Origin of the sequence: Psychrobacter sp. NZS113, assembly GCF_015864825.1 — a bacterium.
In the GTDB taxonomy this organism is placed as follows: domain Bacteria; phylum Pseudomonadota; class Gammaproteobacteria; order Pseudomonadales; family Moraxellaceae; genus Psychrobacter.
On the sequence record NZ_JADYWL010000002.1, the window covers coordinates 480553 to 497618 of the forward strand.

Annotated in this window: 12 protein-coding genes; 4 read left to right on the forward strand and 8 right to left on the reverse strand. The window is 42.6% G+C overall.

The window, feature by feature from the left end; translation table 11 throughout:
• Nucleotides 1–107: 107 nt before the first annotated feature.
• From I6E61_RS04765 to I6E61_RS04780, 4 genes are all read right to left on the reverse strand, one after another.
• On the reverse strand, nucleotides 108–1592 hold the full coding sequence (locus tag I6E61_RS04765; protein WP_197130617.1) for a CoA-acylating methylmalonate-semialdehyde dehydrogenase: 1485 nt from the start codon (nucleotides 1590–1592) through the stop codon (nucleotides 108–110).
• Between the two features lie 516 nt (nucleotides 1593–2108).
• Nucleotides 2109–4169 (reverse strand): propionate--CoA ligase, encoded by a 2061-nt coding sequence (locus I6E61_RS04770; protein WP_227685675.1) that lies wholly within the window; start codon nucleotides 4167–4169, stop codon nucleotides 2109–2111.
• 281 nt (nucleotides 4170–4450) lie between these two features.
• The gene (locus I6E61_RS04775; protein WP_197130620.1) at nucleotides 4451–6121 is read right to left on the reverse strand and encodes a fatty acid--CoA ligase; all 1671 of its coding nucleotides are present in this window, start codon (nucleotides 6119–6121) and stop codon (nucleotides 4451–4453) included.
• A gap of 311 nt (nucleotides 6122–6432) precedes the next feature.
• Nucleotides 6433–7686 (reverse strand): MFS transporter, encoded by a 1254-nt coding sequence (locus I6E61_RS04780; protein WP_227685676.1) that lies wholly within the window; start codon nucleotides 7684–7686, stop codon nucleotides 6433–6435.
• Nucleotides 7687–8243: 557 nt separating this feature from the next.
• On the opposite strand from I6E61_RS04780, the gene I6E61_RS04785 reads away from it, so the two are divergent.
• Both I6E61_RS04785 and I6E61_RS04790 read left to right on the forward strand, forming a co-directional pair.
• Nucleotides 8244–8990 (forward strand): hypothetical protein, encoded by a 747-nt coding sequence (locus I6E61_RS04785; RefSeq protein ID WP_197130623.1) that lies wholly within the window; start codon nucleotides 8244–8246, stop codon nucleotides 8988–8990.
• Nucleotides 8991–9315: 325 nt separating this feature from the next.
• Nucleotides 9316–10146 carry a carbonic anhydrase gene (locus I6E61_RS04790; protein ID WP_197130625.1) on the forward strand — a complete coding sequence of 277 codons (831 nt, stop codon included), beginning with the start codon at nucleotides 9316–9318 and terminating at the stop codon, nucleotides 10144–10146.
• Nucleotides 10147–10272: 126 nt separating this feature from the next.
• On the opposite strand, the gene I6E61_RS04795 is transcribed toward I6E61_RS04790, so the two are convergent.
• The 3 genes from I6E61_RS04795 to I6E61_RS04805 form a co-directional block, all read right to left on the reverse strand.
• On the reverse strand, nucleotides 10273–10779 hold the full coding sequence (locus tag I6E61_RS04795; RefSeq protein ID WP_197130628.1) for an Rrf2 family transcriptional regulator: 507 nt from the start codon (nucleotides 10777–10779) through the stop codon (nucleotides 10273–10275).
• 68 nt (nucleotides 10780–10847) lie between these two features.
• Nucleotides 10848–12101, reverse strand: coding sequence for an NnrS family protein (locus I6E61_RS04800; RefSeq protein ID WP_197130631.1), 1254 nt, complete (start codon nucleotides 12099–12101; stop codon nucleotides 10848–10850).
• A 321-nt stretch (nucleotides 12102–12422) separates the two neighbouring features.
• Nucleotides 12423–13835 carry a DASH family cryptochrome gene (locus I6E61_RS04805; RefSeq protein ID WP_197130633.1) on the reverse strand — a complete coding sequence of 471 codons (1413 nt, stop codon included), beginning with the start codon at nucleotides 13833–13835 and terminating at the stop codon, nucleotides 12423–12425.
• A 258-nt stretch (nucleotides 13836–14093) separates the two neighbouring features.
• Between I6E61_RS04805 and I6E61_RS04810 the strand changes: the two genes are divergently transcribed.
• A complete protein-coding gene (locus I6E61_RS04810; RefSeq protein WP_197130636.1) occupies nucleotides 14094–14333 on the forward strand; it encodes a hypothetical protein in 240 nt (79 codons plus the stop codon).
• Nucleotides 14334–14430: 97 nt separating this feature from the next.
• On the opposite strand, the gene I6E61_RS04815 is transcribed toward I6E61_RS04810, so the two are convergent.
• Entirely contained in the window at nucleotides 14431–15915 is a 1485-nt protein-coding gene (locus I6E61_RS04815; protein ID WP_197130639.1) for an aldehyde dehydrogenase family protein, read from the reverse strand.
• A gap of 411 nt (nucleotides 15916–16326) precedes the next feature.
• Here I6E61_RS04815 and I6E61_RS04820 point away from each other — a divergent pair, with 411 nt between their 5' ends.
• Nucleotides 16327–16944 (forward strand): TetR/AcrR family transcriptional regulator, encoded by a 618-nt coding sequence (locus I6E61_RS04820; protein ID WP_197130642.1) that lies wholly within the window; start codon nucleotides 16327–16329, stop codon nucleotides 16942–16944.
• Nucleotides 16945–17066 lie beyond the last annotated feature (122 nt).

Consider the following 17066-nt stretch of genomic DNA (forward strand, 5'->3'; position numbering starts at 1 on the left):
TGGCTATACAGTATAGCAACGGTATAACGACAATCATAAGATCAGGCTTGGCTGAAATATGCCCTAAGCAGAACCATCGCTATACCACAAACATATCGAACGAACGATTAAATTGAAATGGTAGTATTGACGCCGCGGCTCGCTTCATCATCAAACCAACGCGCAGTAACAGTTTTGGTTTGAGTATAAAACTGCACGGCTTGCTTACCATACGGACCAAGATCACCAAGCTTACTAGCACGTGAACCTGAGAATGAGAACATTGGTAGTGGCACAGGAATCGGTAAGTTAATGCCAATCTGACCGACTTGAATGTCTTGTTGGAATTTATGTGCAGCAGCACCTGACTGAGTAAATATCGCCGTGCCATTACCATGTGGATTGGCATTGAGCATCTCAATCGCTTCATCAAGGTCGGCTGCACGCATGATGCACAGTACTGGCCCAAATATTTCCTGCTGATAAATTTGCATGTCACTTGTGACGTTATCAAAGATAGTTGGGCCAACGAAGTTACCTTTTTCATATCCTTCAACGGTAATGCCACGACCATCCAAAATCAAACTGGCACCTTCTTCTACCCCAGTACCAATCAAATGCTCGACACGGGCTTTTGCAGTAGGAGAAATCAGTGGGCCTAGATCTTTATCATGCTTACCTGCTGATACAACTAGTTTTTCTGCTTTGGCTTTAATGTCATCAATCCACTCACCTGCAGTACCGACCAACACCACCACTGACAGTGCCATACAACGCTGACCGGCAGCACCAAATGCTGCGCCTGCTAGCTGATTAAGCGTTTGTTCTTTATTAGCATCCGGTAAGATAACACCGTGATTTTTTGCACCCATCATGCACTGGGCACGCTTACCAGATTGACTGGCACGCTCATAGACGTGTTTGCCAACAGCGGTAGAACCGACGAAAGAAACGGCTTTGATATCAGGATGGTCACAAATAGCATCGACGGTAGCTTTTCCGCCATGTACGACGTTTAGCACGCCTTCAGGTACGCCCGCTTCAATCGCTAGTTCAACCAAACGCATGGTGACCATCGGGTCTTGCTCAGACGGCTTAAGAATAAAGGTGTTACCCGTAGCAATCGCCATTGGGAACATCCATAGTGGAATCATCGCTGGGAAGTTGAACGGCGTGATACCTGCACAAACCCCTAATGGCTGCCAGATACTGTAAGTATCAACGCCTGATGCGACGTTTTCAACGAAGTCACCAATCTGTAAATTTGCAATACCTGCTGCATGCTCGACCACTTCTAGACCACGGAATACGTCACCGCGAGCATCTGCAATCGTTTTGCCTTGTTCAGCGGTCAAAATCCCTGCTAGCTCATCCATATGCTCGCGTATCAATGCTTGATATCTTAAAAAGATACGGGCACGTGTGGTGATAGGTGTTTTACGCCACGTTTGGAAAGCGGTCTGGGCAGCGGCAACTGCTTGGTTAATTTCATCGTCGGTCGTTTGTGGAACTTTTGCGATGACTTCTTGTGTGGCGGGATCGGTGATATCAATCCATTCGCTGGTATTAGAATCGACGAATTGACCATTGATGAGTTGCTGAACGTGGTGCATAAGATATCCTTATCTTTTTTGCGAAACTACCATGTGACGGTATAATCAACCCTCTATAAATTGGCTACGGTGTCAGCCTCGCTTAGTCTACTATTTGTAGTAACTTCACTCTGCTTCCTGTATCCAAACTATATTGAACAAACTATATTTTGTATTGATAAATAATTAAGAATTCATCAATAACCACCAAACTTGATAATTTTAAAATGATTTATTATGTATCGTTATTGACTATAACAATAAATCAATTTTAGGGTCAAGCGCTTTATTAAACTTTTATGTTAGGTTGTATTTATCAGTAAATATTATGAAAACTTAAACCTGATACCAATCCCCGAAAACTACAATTAGCAGTGTCAAATCGGTTTAATCTACAGTATGTAGTACTTGCACTTGTTTTCTTTGCTACTCTAATTTTTGTGATTCGTACAAAAAAGCCCATGATGATTCATGAGCTTTTTACAAAATCGAATGTCGTTATTGGTCAGCAATCAATAAAGTCACATTCCGCATTGATTAATAATCTTTCATAGACTGCTTAATTGCATCAATCGCAGCTGGATTATCGAGTGTCGACATATCCCCTGTTTCATTCCCTTCTGCCAACGCACGAATGGCACGGCGTAATATTTTTCCAGAGCGTGTTTTTGGCAACGCTTGCGGGAAATAAATGGCTGCAGGCCTTGCAATACCACCAAGGGATTTGACCACGGCACCGATGATTTGCTGCTCAATACGGAACCGATTTTCAGTCGTTGCCACCTGCTCATGGTCTCTCAGTACACAGAACGCAATGGGCAACTCCCCTTTTAACTCATCCTGAATACCCACCACTGCACACTCTGCCATCTCTGGATGCATACTGATCGCCTCTTCAATCTCTTGCGTACCAATGCGATGACCAGCGACGTTAATCACATCGTCTGTGCGTCCTAAGATATAGAAATACCCATCCTCATCAGTTACGGCATAGTCAGACGTTGAGTATTGTTGTCCATCAAACAAGCCAAAATAGCTACTGATAAAGCGCTCGTCGTTACGCCATACGGTAGTGAGACAACCCGGTGGTAATGGGGCACTAATCGCTAGCAATCCTTTTTCGCCAGCAGAACAGGGCTCACCTGTTTCTTCATTGATAACGTGCGCATCATAGCCATACATTGGATAACCAGGCGAGCCTTGCTTGTGCGGTTTATGATTAAACTTTGGCGTATTACTTAGAATAGGCCAACCAGACTCTGTCTGCCAATAGTGATCTAAAATAGGAACGCCTAGATGCTTAGTTAGCCAATTGGCGGTTGACTCATCGAGTGGCTCACCTGCCAAAAAGAACGATTTAACGCTTGAGACATCGTAGCGTGTCATCCAAGCTTCATCCTGTTTTTTGAGCATCCGCACACCAGTCGGTGCGGTGAACAAAATATTGACCTTATTGGCCTCGACAATCCGCCACCAGATACCTGGATTTGGTCGATGTGGTAAGCCTTCATACATGACACTGGTCATGCCAGCTAGCAATGGCGCATAGATCGTATAAGAGTGTCCAACGGCCCAGCCAATATCAGATATCGCCCAAAACGTCTCTCCAGCCTTGCCATCATAAATATAATCCATCGATGTCGTCAGTGCTACGGCATGTCCACCTGTATCGCGTTGCACACCTTTTGGCGTACCCGTCGTACCTGAAGTATAGAGAAGATACGATGGCGTATTGGACTCAAGCCAAACAGGCTCAACAATCGCGTTGGCTTCACAACTGACACGGCGCTCAGTCGCATAGTCCACATCGATATCTTGTGGTGCAAATGGCAATACACCTCGGTTGACGACTAGCACATACTCAGGCTTAACGTTGGCTTGCTCGACCCCTTGATTGACGAGGTTTTTATAGTTAATGACCTTACCACCGCGCAAACCTGCATCCACTGTGATGACCATTTTTGCTTCAGCATCATCCATACGGATAGCCAAGTTATGTGCAGCAAACCCACCAAACACGACTGAATGTACTGCACCGATACGAGCACAAGCCAACATCGCATAAGCTGCTTCCAGAATCATCGGCATATAAATAATGACGCGATCACCCTTGCCGATACCATGACGCTGTAGCACGTCAGCGAAGTAATTAACTTCTTTATATAAGTCGTTGTAAGTCAAACGGCGCTTGGTATAGTCTGTATAAAACTCAACGTTGTTGCCCAGATCTTTAAACGAATCAACGACGGCAGGAAAGGTTTCGATTAATTCTTGATTGATTTCTGATGATAACCAGATAAATGCGTCCTGCTCTGCGCGCTCTTCGAGGTGACGATCCACACAGTTATAACAAAGATTGGTATCACCGCCGACGAACCACTTAGCGAATGGCAGATTACTGTCATCAAGGATTTGCTCAGGCTCTTTATGCCAGTAGATACGCTTGGCTTGCTCAGCCCAAAACTGCTCACGATTATTAATGGAGTCATGATAGATATCAGCAAAGTTCTGAGTGGTATCGGATGGCGCTTGAGAGTTTTGAATGGAGACGTGATTGCTGCTTTGATTAGTACTTTTATTGGTGGCTTGCTCGCTCATAATGGCTGTCCTTAGCGTAAACGATGAGTAATAAGATACTACTTTATAATATAATACCATTCACAAAAATTAGAGTCGCAAGAAAAACGAGTGCAAGTACTACCTGTCGTAGACTAAACAAGTTTGACACCGCTAATCCTACTTTTTGGAAATTGCTATAAGCTCTTATTGCATATTCTCATAATACAATACTGGCTGTCCTTGCCAAAACTAAAAAACCGATACATTATGTATCGGTTTAAAATGTAGCAGAGCTAATGATAAAGGTCAACTACATAAAATTATACTTCGGTCTGATCAGCATACATCTTACGCATGACTTTTTTATCATGTTTACCAACGGAGGTTTTTGGCAGATCATCCACAAACTTAAACTGACTGGGCACGCCATACTTAGGAATCATACCTCGCTCCACGGCTTTTTCAGCAATGGCTTTGATATCATCCACATTCGTGTCTTGCGCATCAGGTTTTAGAACTATCAAGGCCAATGGACGCTCACCCCACTGTTTGTCACGAACACCAATAACTGACACATCTGCCACGGCTGGATGCAATGATAAAATGGTCTCAATCTCCAATGATGATATCCACTCACCACCTGATTTGATCACATCTTTTAGGCGATCGGTAATGCCAATACAACCATCAGGACGTATGTAAGCGATATCTTGGGTATGCATGTAGCCATTTTCCCATAGCTCCTTACCTGCATCCTCATTTTTCAAGTAGCTTTGGGTCAGCCAAGGTGCCCGCAATACCAACTCGCCTGTATTTTCTTTACCGGTGCCAACCGATTTGTTGTCTGTGCCCCACACTTGGGCATCGACCATCAGCACAGGCTTACCAGTCATACAACGGCGCGCAATATCTTCATCATCAGACATCTCAGGCTCATTAAGACTAAATTCGGTCAAGCTAATAAGTGGCGCAGTTTCTGACATGCCATAACCAGTATAAACTTCGATACCTTGGCTCATGGCTATTTTTGCCAAGCCTTCTGTCAATCGTGAGCCACCGATGATCATTTTTAGACCGTTAAAGCTCGCACCGCGATCCTGTGCTTCTTTGAGCACCATCTGTAAAATCGTTGGTACGCAGTGGGTGATACTGACTTTTTCATTAATAATCAAATCGAGCAAGCTGTCAGGGGCATAGCGTCCTGGATATACTTGCTTTAGACCCACCATCGTTGCGGTGAACGGAAAGCCCCACGCATGTACATGGAACATCGGCGTCATCGGCATATAGACATCACCATAGCTAACACCCTGCTTATCAGGCAGCATACCTAAAGTCGCGGCTTCCGCCAAACTGTGCAATACCAATTGACGATGGCTAAAGAATACGCCTTTTGGATCGCCCGTTGTACCTGACGTATAAAAAGTCGTGGCAATAGTATTTTCATCAAAGTCAGGAAACTCAAACTCGCTATTGGCAGCTGCTAGTAATGCTTCATACTCACCTTTCACACGATTTTGACTACCACCAAAAACACCTTCGGACGTCACGCCATTGTCATCGAGCCAAATGATGTGCTCAATGCTGGAATTTTCAAACTGATAGTCTTTGACCAACGGCGCAAACTCAGAGTTCAGCATCAGTACTTTAGGCTTGGCATGATTGATGGTGTAGAGGATTTTGTCTGGTGACAGGCGGATGTTAACAGTTTGCAGAATATACTCTGACATCGGTACCGCAAAGTACGACTCCAGATAACGATGACTGTCCCAATCCATCACTGCCACCACATCACCAGCATCAAGCTTTAAATCAGCTAAAACGTTGGCCAAACGATTGATACGACTAAACAGCTCTTTATAAGTGAAGCGTTTTTTATCTGCATAAACGATTTCTTGATCTAATGATACCGTCTTCGCACGGTTTAATAACTGCTTTACCAATAGTGGGTAATCGTAAGCGGACGGTGCACTATTATAAATATTTGACATAAAATTGACTTCCTTGTTGGTCAGAGATAAAGCGTTAACGACTCGCATTTTTAAAACATTTTAATAAATTATATTGTTATGAGCAGCCACTGCTGTTGTTCTATTATTACTAATAGTATTTTAAAAACGCCGTCATCGATAGTAAGAAAAAACCCATACCATGTAAAGTATACACACGTAAACACCATGACACTGAGCGTTCGTTTATTCTGGTTTCACGCCTTATCACGTTATGTTAGCGAGCCTTTAGATTATTAGCCCTTAGATTAGTAGACTTTAGGTTAACATCACTTAGATTGTTAGCCTTTATATTAAGCGGCACGTGTTTTTGTCTTTACCATACCAAAACTGGCAACGAGCAATGCTAAAACCTGTACAAACACTAGCAGCCATACCGTTAGCGACCACTGCCCACGCGCATAGACGATGCCGCACAGCCATGCCCCTAATGTCCCACCCGTATAATAGCCCAGATAATATAAACCCGATGCGAGTGAGCGGCCTTTCTTCACGTTGACCGCGATATAACTAATAGTCGCCGCTTGGGTAACGAATACACCGGAGGACATGATAGCAAGCCCTACCACCACGCCCCATAATGGCGTCACAAGTGTCAACAACACGCCTATCATAGAGATAAAAATAGCGACCCGAACGGTGCGTGCTGATCCGAATCGACGTAACAGGTTGGTCGATAAGGGTGTAATGACGACCCCTATCAGATAAACCGCAAAAATATTGGCCAGTGCACCTGTACTCAGCTCATAAGGCGTATTGGCCAGATGTAGATTAATAAAGGTAAAACAGCCCACTAGCGAGAACAACACACACGCCCCAAGCAGACAGGCCGTCACGACATAACGGTTGGTCAAATGTTCTCCAAGCGTCTGTATCGCTGCTCGAAAGTTGGGATTGGCCACGAATTGCTGTGATGACGGTAGCATTTTTCCAACCCACATCGCACCGACCAGCGTCATTCCTGCCATCACATAATACCCAGCACGCCAGCCAATGAGCTCGTGTAAATGCCCGAGCAAAAACCGACCAAGGAACCCGCCTAATACACAGCCTGACACATAGAATGACATCAGATCCGTTACTGCTCGCCCTTCAAACTCCTCACCGATATAAGCAATCGTCACGACCGTAATACCCGGCACTGACAATCCCTGCATAAATCGCCATAGCCCTAGCCAACCAATACTCGGACTCTGCGCGATTAACGCCGTGGGTATCGCTAAAAACAACAGCGCCCCAACGATAAATGGTTTGCGCCCCACTGCATCAGAGAGCATGCCTAAAAATGGCGACATAATAGCAATCGCCATTATCGTCGCGCCAACGATCATACCTGCTTGCACTTCGGTCGCCGAAAAGTCCACCATTAAGACAGGTAGCACGGCTTGAATAGAGTACACCTGCAAAAAAGCAAACATACCAATCAAGCCAATTGTGAGCTTTAGTACCCACGATGGTGAACTGGTTTGAGGAGATAGCAATGGGGCGTTATTTTGAGTCTGACTGACAGTATTGTTCACAAGGATGCTGACTATATTAGGCGTCATGTGGCTGACGTGAGTGATAGAATTAAAATAGAGTTAATTCACTATAAAAGGGTTACAGCGTCAACTTCGCTTGAGGGATGATATCTACCTCTGCGCTCGGTTGCCTTATACCACTGTTAAGTTGAATTAACCATATAAACGTCAGCAATGATAATTGCTTTAGGTTTGTAACGACAAGCACATTATGGTATCACAGCCAATCACATGTGCTGATATCAAAACCTAATACAAACAAAAAACGCCATTAATAACAACGTTAGGGCATGTCCTCAATTCAAATGACATTCACCTAACTGGGCTAAAAATGTCTAAATTTTGCCAAACATCGTCAAGTAGTTAGTCAATATCTCGATATTATCTACACTATTTTTCTCGTTTGACGGCAATTTACCTCATTTTTATCTCCATTTTTGAAATCAGGACACACCCTAATCAAAGTTTCACCTTTGTAACAGACTTTGAGTGATCGAATTGCCATAATCATGAAGCGCTATATAAAATAGCTATATAAAAACAATCTTATAAATTTAATAATTAATCATTTAAGGAAGCAATTGATGAGCGATAAAATTCATGATTTAGGATCGGGTTTTTGGAACATACGTGGATCATTTCGCATTGGTGGTGTAATAAATATCGGTACGCAATGCTCGCTAATAAAGCTCGCATCAGGACGCTTTATCTTTTTGGACAGTTATGCCTTAACAGGTGACGTTCGAGACGAAGTGATGGCATTGACCAATAATGGGGAAAATGTCGAGGCTGTACTGAACGTACACCCATTTCACACGGTACATTGTGCACAAATGGCAAAAGACTTCCCAAAGGCAACTTTTTACGGCAGTAGCCGACATCATAAAAAAATATCAGAAGTACAATGGGCAGATGACTTGGTCGAGAGTGATGCGGTCGCTGAACGCTATCCTGAACTTGAATTCTCTATGTCAGAAGGCGTCTACTATATTTCGCCTAATGAGATGATTCATGCCGGTTCATTATTGGCCTATCACCCCGCCAGCAAAAGCTTGCACGTGGATGATACTTTTATGAGTCCGCCAACTAAATTACTAGAGGCGATATTGCCTGAGCTGATACTACATCCTACGACCAAAAAAGCACTGAAAAACGAACCAAGTGCTGGCAAGGAATACTGTGACTGGGCTGCCAATCTCGCCCATGAATGGCGTGACACTCAGAACTTTTGCGCGGCGCATTCATATTTGGTCCAGTTTAAAGAAGGCCAGTTTGAAAAGGCACTATTGAAAGCGATTAATAAGGCTCGTCCTAAGTTAGAAAATGCTTAGCTGCTCACAGTTAAAAGTTAAAAAACAGGCTAGGTAGGTCATCATTCCAATCGAAAACCACCCAAATGGACTAGAACGAATTTATTCCTCAAAGAAGAAGCTGCCATTTTGGTGGCTTTTTTTAGGAGATTACTTCTGATTTAATGTCACTATTTGCTAAGTAAACATAAATCTGTTATAAAATCCTACTTTCAGATAACACATAATAATCTTAATACAAGAAAATCAACTATAAGCTTTATATAATTGTGGCATACAATTTTTACGCCGTATCTATTTGATTTTTAAGGAACTATAACACTATAGCTTTATTCAGGACTATAATATGAATCGTCATTATTTAGCATTTGCTACCATAGCAGTAAGCACCCTCAGTTTTTCTGCCTGCATCTCTCAACATCAAGCTTCAAAAGAACAGCTGACTGACACTAGTGTGGCCGTAATGGCATCGCAAGATAACCACAGTAGCCATCATCCTAAGTGGTCATACGAAGGTAGTACAGGTACTGAATATTGGGGTGACGTCGAAGGTGCTAGTACTTGTAAAACTGGAAAACAACAGTCGCCTATCAATATTACGAAAGTGACTTCCAGTAGCGCCGCCATGCCCGTTATGGATTATGCTAAATCTACTGACGTTCGAATTCATGACAATGGCCATACTGTTGTTTATACACCGACGACCGAAAATAACGCTATTATCTTAGACAATGAACGCTATGTACTGAAGCAATTTCATTACCATACGCCAAGCGAACATCAATTCGGTAGTCAAAACTATCCAGGCGAGATTCATTTCGTTCACGCTAATAGCGAAGGCAATCTTGCGGTAGTAGGTGTCATGCTGAAAATTGGTGAGGCCAATAGCATGCTGCACGTGTTGCTAGACGGGACTGAAATCACCACCCAAAATGATGACGAATTTACGGCTAATGATGTTGATTTATCCACCTTAACACCTGTCATGGCTACTTTCTATCATTATAGCGGCTCGCTAACAACACCGCCTTGTTCAGAAAAAGTCCAATGGTATGTCAATAAGCAACCTTTAACATTGACTAGCGATCAGTTTAAGATTATGTCTGATTTATACGAAGGTAATAACCGCCCTATTCAGCCACAAGGCTCGCGTAAGGTAGAGCAGCTTAGCAACTAAACTACCCATCATTAATATAATTAGCTCAATATAAAAAAATATACCGTTAGGGCGTGTCATCATTACCTATAAATAGGCTAATTGATGATACGCCCTAAATAATTATCCACACCATTACCAAAACTATTATCGAAACAGCAAGGTCGCCAGCTCATCTTCATTATTGATAATATCTGCCAATGTATAGCGCTCAAGGACAGTAATAAAAGCCCTTAATGCTTCAGAGAATACACTTTTGAGTTGGCATACTGGCGTAATCACGCAGCCTATCGGTTTATCTGTCTTTTCCTCGATGAAGGTAACTGGCAAATCTTTTGATTGAGAGCCTTTATCCTTACTCACTGGTACGGCAAAGCATTCTACCAAATCAAAATCAGGCTCTATTTGTTTAATCAACACACCCAGGTTAACCTCCTTAGGTACACGTGCCAGTCGTATGCCTCCATTTTTACCACGCACACTTTCTATATATCCTAGCTGACCCAGCTGGTGAATAACCTTGGTCAAGTGGCTTTTGGAAATATCATAGCTGTTGGCAATGTCACTGATATTAGCGAGCGTGTGCGGCTCCGGTTTGACCGCCAGATAAATCAATGAGCGCAGTGCATAATCACTATAATTGGTCAATCGCATTTACGAACACTCCCATTCTAATTCTCATTATTAATCATTTAACCACTAGCTGCTTAACCACTAGCTACTTAACCAAATAAGCCATCCGGTCTAGGGCGTGCCAGCATCGGTACGTAGCTGATGCAAAATAACACAAAGCAGGCAATCCATGCACCTTGAGCAATCATAATCCATACTAAGTAATGGCTCATATCTATCAAAGGCAAAAGCACGCGACTGGCAAACACCAAAACCATCAAACCATACATCAAAGTTGTCGTTTTGGGTGGATTATGAATGCTGCGTCCAGTATGCCCAAGCGATACCCGTGTCATCATCGCTACCGTCATCATGCCAATACCCGAAATCGCGAGCCCATGTACCGCCAAACTATGAGAATAACCCAACCATGGTTGTAGTGCGTATAAGATAAAACTCAAACACATGCCTAAAAACGCAATATATAACGACCAAAGCAATGGCTTTTGCCAAATACCGCGATGATACCAACCTACCAAACGAATGATATTAACGATTGCCACACCGAGCGCCGTTACAGTCAGTAAATATGGATGAGGATAAAACAAATCAACGATAAAAAAGGCTAAAAATAATAATAAGCTTGCAATATCTTGTACTTTACTATTATGTAAGGTAATGGTTTCTGCAATGCCTTTAGCGTTAGTCGTACTAAGACCTCGTTCAATAAAGAATGGTACCACGCGGCGACCAATGGTCAATACTAAACCAATGATTAGATAAAACCCCAGATACATGCCTGTCTTCATGATGCTCATGTCTGCATTGATAATGCCCCAATAGCAGAGTCCATTGCCTAACATTAATAATGCCAATTTTGCTAAGATGCCCATCTGCTTATATTGCTTTACTTGCCATACTGCTCGGAAAATAGCGAAGGCCATTGAGGCGATAAACAAAAAGTCAAACACTGCGGCGACGTACAACAAAGATGCGCTATTACCTGCCACCACTACACCCATCCCAAAAGCCAACCAGCTAAGCCGTGCTAGCAACCAACAGACAAAGATAACCAGCAATTTGTAGCCGTGTGGCATCATCACCCCTGTCCAAGTCTTGACCGCTGTCAGTAAAAACCCTGCGACCACTGCCAACGCATAACCATAAATCATCTCATGGCCGTGCCAATACAAAGGGTTTAATACCTGCGCGTCGATATCTGTATGCCCAGTGAATACAAAAGCCCATAACACCATCGTGACTACCGCGAATAATGCAGCCGCACTAAAGAACAGACGAAAACTCAAATTAAGAATTGGGTGTGGCGAGCTTGGCGGCTTACTGGGTAGGTTAATAGATTGCATAGTGATCTTCTTAGAAAGTATTAATAAAGCCGATCTTAAAGATTCATTTTATATGAATGTTATTTGTTAAGCAACGTACTTAGCCAGCTATAGTCGGTGAACTACTAAACCGCTACGGTGTTACCCTCCTTAGATGTACTACTTGTAAAATCTGCAGTCGGCTGCCCTGTACCCATTTTAGAGTTTTTTGACTATATTGTATTGAAAAATAGTTTTCAGAAATAAAAAAGCCACCCATATGGTCGCTTCTTATTTTTGAAATACTTAGGACATACTGAGCGAGAAAAGCTATGAAAAAATGCCTTAAGCTCATCAGTAAATTTAAGGTGAGCTCAGTACATAATTATCAGTATTATCAGCTTGCCATTTATGAATAAAGCTACCACTCGGATCATATTGCTGAGTTTGTTTGGCCAAATTAAACTGTCGGCAGCCTCTTGGATCAGCACCCACTCCCGCCAGATATTGCCAATTACCCCAATTGCTAGCAACGTCATAATCAATAAGATACTGCTCGAAATGAGTTGCCCCATAACGCCAGTCCAAACCCAACTCATGGATGAAACAACTGGCAACTATTTGTCTGCCACGATTAGACATATAGCCCGTTTGCTTTAACTGATTCATACAAGCATTGACGATAGGATACGGTGTATTCCCCTCTTTCCACTGCTCCAGACGCCCTTTATCGAACCCTGTCGTTGGTGACTGTTGGGCAATACCTTTAAACCAAAATAGCTTCTGCTGATGGGTCATGGCATACCAATAAAAATACTCACGCCACAGTAGCTCAAACCATATCCAGTAAGTAGACTCATTGGCCACCACTTCACGCTCGTAATGACGCAAGCGGTTCAGCAGCATGTTGACCGAGAGTGTGCCGTTCGCGAGCCACGCAGAAAATTTAGTAGAATGTGTCCAGTCATCCAGCGCATTGCGTGTGGTTTTATACGTACTAGGCGCATCAGAATTAAAATAGTTATTCAGATGGCCGGTGGCATTAGCTTCGCCACCTTTAAACTCAGAGGGCAGTTGTACATCCAGATGATCTTTGTTGAAGAATAACGAATGGCTATCTGCTATACCATTTATCAAATTGTCTGGCATGGGTGATAGAGATTCTGGCGCTGGACTAATAACTACGTCTGTTTCGGCATTTAGTAAATCATGCTCTGATTCGACTTGTTTACGAAACTGCGTGAAGCTTTTGGGTAACGCCTCCATTGGTAAAGACGCAAACAACGTATTAGTTACTTGCTCATGCCAGCGTACCTGTGGGTACTTACGTTTCAAGATACTGTAGGCTTGGTTTTGGTTATAATCTGCCGTTTTACTGACACATATATCAGTGACATGCTGCTGCTCGATAAGCTGACATAGCTGCGTAAAGGTATCCAATGTGGCCGATGATGTATGCGGCGTTAGATGCAATAATCTATTGCCAAGACGCTGTAGCGATTCATCCAAATCAGACAGACTCTCAGATAAGAACTGCTGACGAGCATCGCCTATTTGATCGAAGTCATAAGCTTGACTCTTATGTGTCTGACCAATGCTATCCGCCAACGCATCTGTATAAACAAGTAACAGCTGCCTATGGTTGTCTTGGGCCAGCATTGCTGCTTTTGCTAAGGTTGCATTATCGTCTATACGCAAATCATTATAAAATAGTACCAACACCGCTTCTTTATCTGTTGGCTTCTTTGTTAAACTATCTAATTGCGGATTTGACATGTTTTCGACTCCCTAATTGTACTAATACACTTATCAGCTCAGTCTGAACTATAATATTTTAAAATATGATATACGGTACAAGGTATGTTAAATATCTCACTTAAATGTCTGTTATAGCCAAATCCATATAAATCCGCTACATCGTCATCCCCACCAACTATATTAACGTATCAATATCACTATAGATTGACGATACTTATCTGCGTTATTCTAACCATAAGCCTGACTGCCTACATGATTTATTCCTAGGAGAATAATATGACTGAAGAAAACGCACCCGAAGAGAAACGTAAGATCATCAACAAGTTTCTGATGAGACTAACGAAAGAGCAACCACAGATGTATTACGCCACGACATCCGAAATCTCTCGCAGCATACATACCATGATAAAAGAGCATACCAATCGCCTATCAGTAGAAGAGCAAGCACTTGTCAGACGCATCACGATTGAAGAGATTGAAGCCTTACTTGGTTTTCATCATAAACAGAAAATTTAAATAAATGCGTGTTAAATACAACCAAAAAAAAGACCGCTTATATAGCGGTCTTTTTTCTATTCAAATATCATTCTGTAGCTCTCAAAACGTGACGTTCTTAGAATGGATATTCGCGTGGCTGATGCTGTACAGATATCCAATGCAGTCTGGTGAATTCTTCTAATACCCACTCGCCATTGAAGCGGCCAATACCTGAGTTTTTCTCGCCACCGAACGGCGCATTACTGTCATCATTCACTGAGATATCATTGATGTGCGTCATGCCAGCTTTGATACCGCGGGCGAAACGTAAGCCTTTGGCTAAATCTTGCGTAAATACGGCACTTGATAGGCCATACATAGAATCATTAGCAATTGACAACGCATCGTCTTCATCTTTGGCACGAATAATACCGACTAATGGGCCAAACACTTCGTTACGTGACAAATCCATCTCACGTGTGACATCAGTGAAAATATGTGGTGGCACTACTTGACCTTCTATCTCACCACTTAAAATCATTTTTGCGCCTTCTTCTTGCGCCTTAGCGATTTTGTCTTTTAATGACTTGACTTGTTTTTCGTTAATGATTGGACCGACTGCTGTTTCCATTTTGTCAGGGTCGCCAACTTGCAAGGTTTTAACATGCTCAAGGAAACGCGTCACGAAGTCATCATATAGTGCATCTTCGATAATAATGCGGTTGATCGCAATACAGATCTGACCTTGGTGCAGGAACTTACCAAAGGCAGCTGCTTTTACTGCTTGATCGATATCAGCATCTTTTAATACGACAAATGGGCTATTACCACCCAATTCAAGGGCAACTTTTTTGATATAATCGCCGCCATTGGCCAGCTCGCCGATGTGCTTACCAACCGAGGTTGACCCAGTGAATGATACTAGGCTTGGCGTTTTGTGTTCAACAATCGCATCACCTATCTCGCTACCTGAACCGACGACTACGTTAAGCAAACCTTTTGGTAGTCCCGCTTCTTCAAATACTTTTGCAAGTAGCAAACCACCTGTCACAGGCGTGTCGCTAGCAGGTTTGAGCACCACTGCATTACCAAGTGCTAATGCTGGCGCGATAGAGCGCTGGGTCAAATGCAATGGGAAGTTCCATGGGCTAATGACCGCAACAACACCAATTGGCTCACGGTAAATAAAGTTCTCTTTATCAGGGGTATTGGACGGACGAATCTCACCGTGCACACGATTAGGGAAAGTCGCAGCTTCCAAGGTAATTGCTCGTGCCGTGCTAAGTTCTACAGTCGCTTTAATACGCGTACTACCTGACTCTTTAATTAGCCAGTCGATAATCTCTTCTTGACGCTGGTCTAATATATTAACGACGTTATATAACACAGCAGCACGTGCCGCTGGTGTTTGCTTGGCCCACTCTTGCTGTGCCTGACTAGCAGCTTCATAGGCTTCATTGAGCTGTACTTCCGTCGCTTGTTGAATTTTTACAAGCGCATCGCCGTTATATGGATTTGTATTAGTATTGACGCTATCGTCTTTACCTTTTTGCCATTCACCTGCGATATATTGCAAATGAAAGTCACTGTAAGCACTGGTGTTGGTATTATTCGCTGACATAATGATCCTTATTTTTACTTAGTTATGTTTGAAATTTGGTTTTAAAGACAGTTTTAAAATTATTATCGAAATATTGAATGGGAAGCTTATTTATAAAAAATCGCTTATAAATAGCCTCTTGTAAACAGTATCTTGCAAGAAGTGCATCTAAACTCATTGTTAAGCGATATATCAATCTAATTATTTGACTGATAAACGTCCTAATGACTAGCGAGCCTAAAACGTATCTTGATAGACGACTGGTCTAATGCTACCATAGCTATTAATAAAACAAGACCACTTTACCCGTAAATATTGTTGATAAAACGTAACGCACATAAATAAATACTATTAGAATACGTCCTCAATATGACGCTTAAATAAATATTAATCACTCTATTACTATGAAGTTCCAAGGAGAACATCAACTCTATGTCTACTATTACAAACGCACCACCCGTACCTATTGCTACATCAGATACTAGAGCTCACTTGCTCGAAACTGGCTATCAACTCATCGCCAAAAAAGGCTTTACTGCCGTTGGTCTTAAGCAAATATTAGACACAGCGGGTGTACCTAAAGGCTCTTTTTACCATTACTTTGCCTCTAAAGAAGCGTTTGGTGAAGCCATCATCCATCATTACTTCAGCCTATATAAAACACGCCTAGACATCATCGGCGCGCAAAACGTTAGTGCACAGCAAAAGCTATATAACTATTTTCAAAATTGGTACGACACTCAGCAAAACGGTTGCGATCATGAGAAATGTTTGGTGGTTAAGCTCAGTGCTGAAGTAGCGGATATGTCAGAGCCTATGCGCATCGCATTAAATGCAGGCTACCAACAAACCGTCAACTGGCTTGGTGATCAAATCAAAGCTGGCTGGATAGATGGCTCTGTACCACAGCCTGATAACATTGCTGCTGAGAGCATAGCGAAGCGTTGGTACTTTGCATGGCTTGGTGCCAGCTTAATTGCCAAAACCAGTCAAACCAATACCCCACTTGCAGAAGTTTGGCAGATGACAACGTCACAATTGGGACGTTAGGAATCTAGGCGTATATTGGCCATTCTTAGATATCCATTCCTGTATCAATATTTATATGTTAAAGACATCATTGGTGTCTCAAAAGCACACCAATGATAATCACTAGCAATAAATTACTCTTA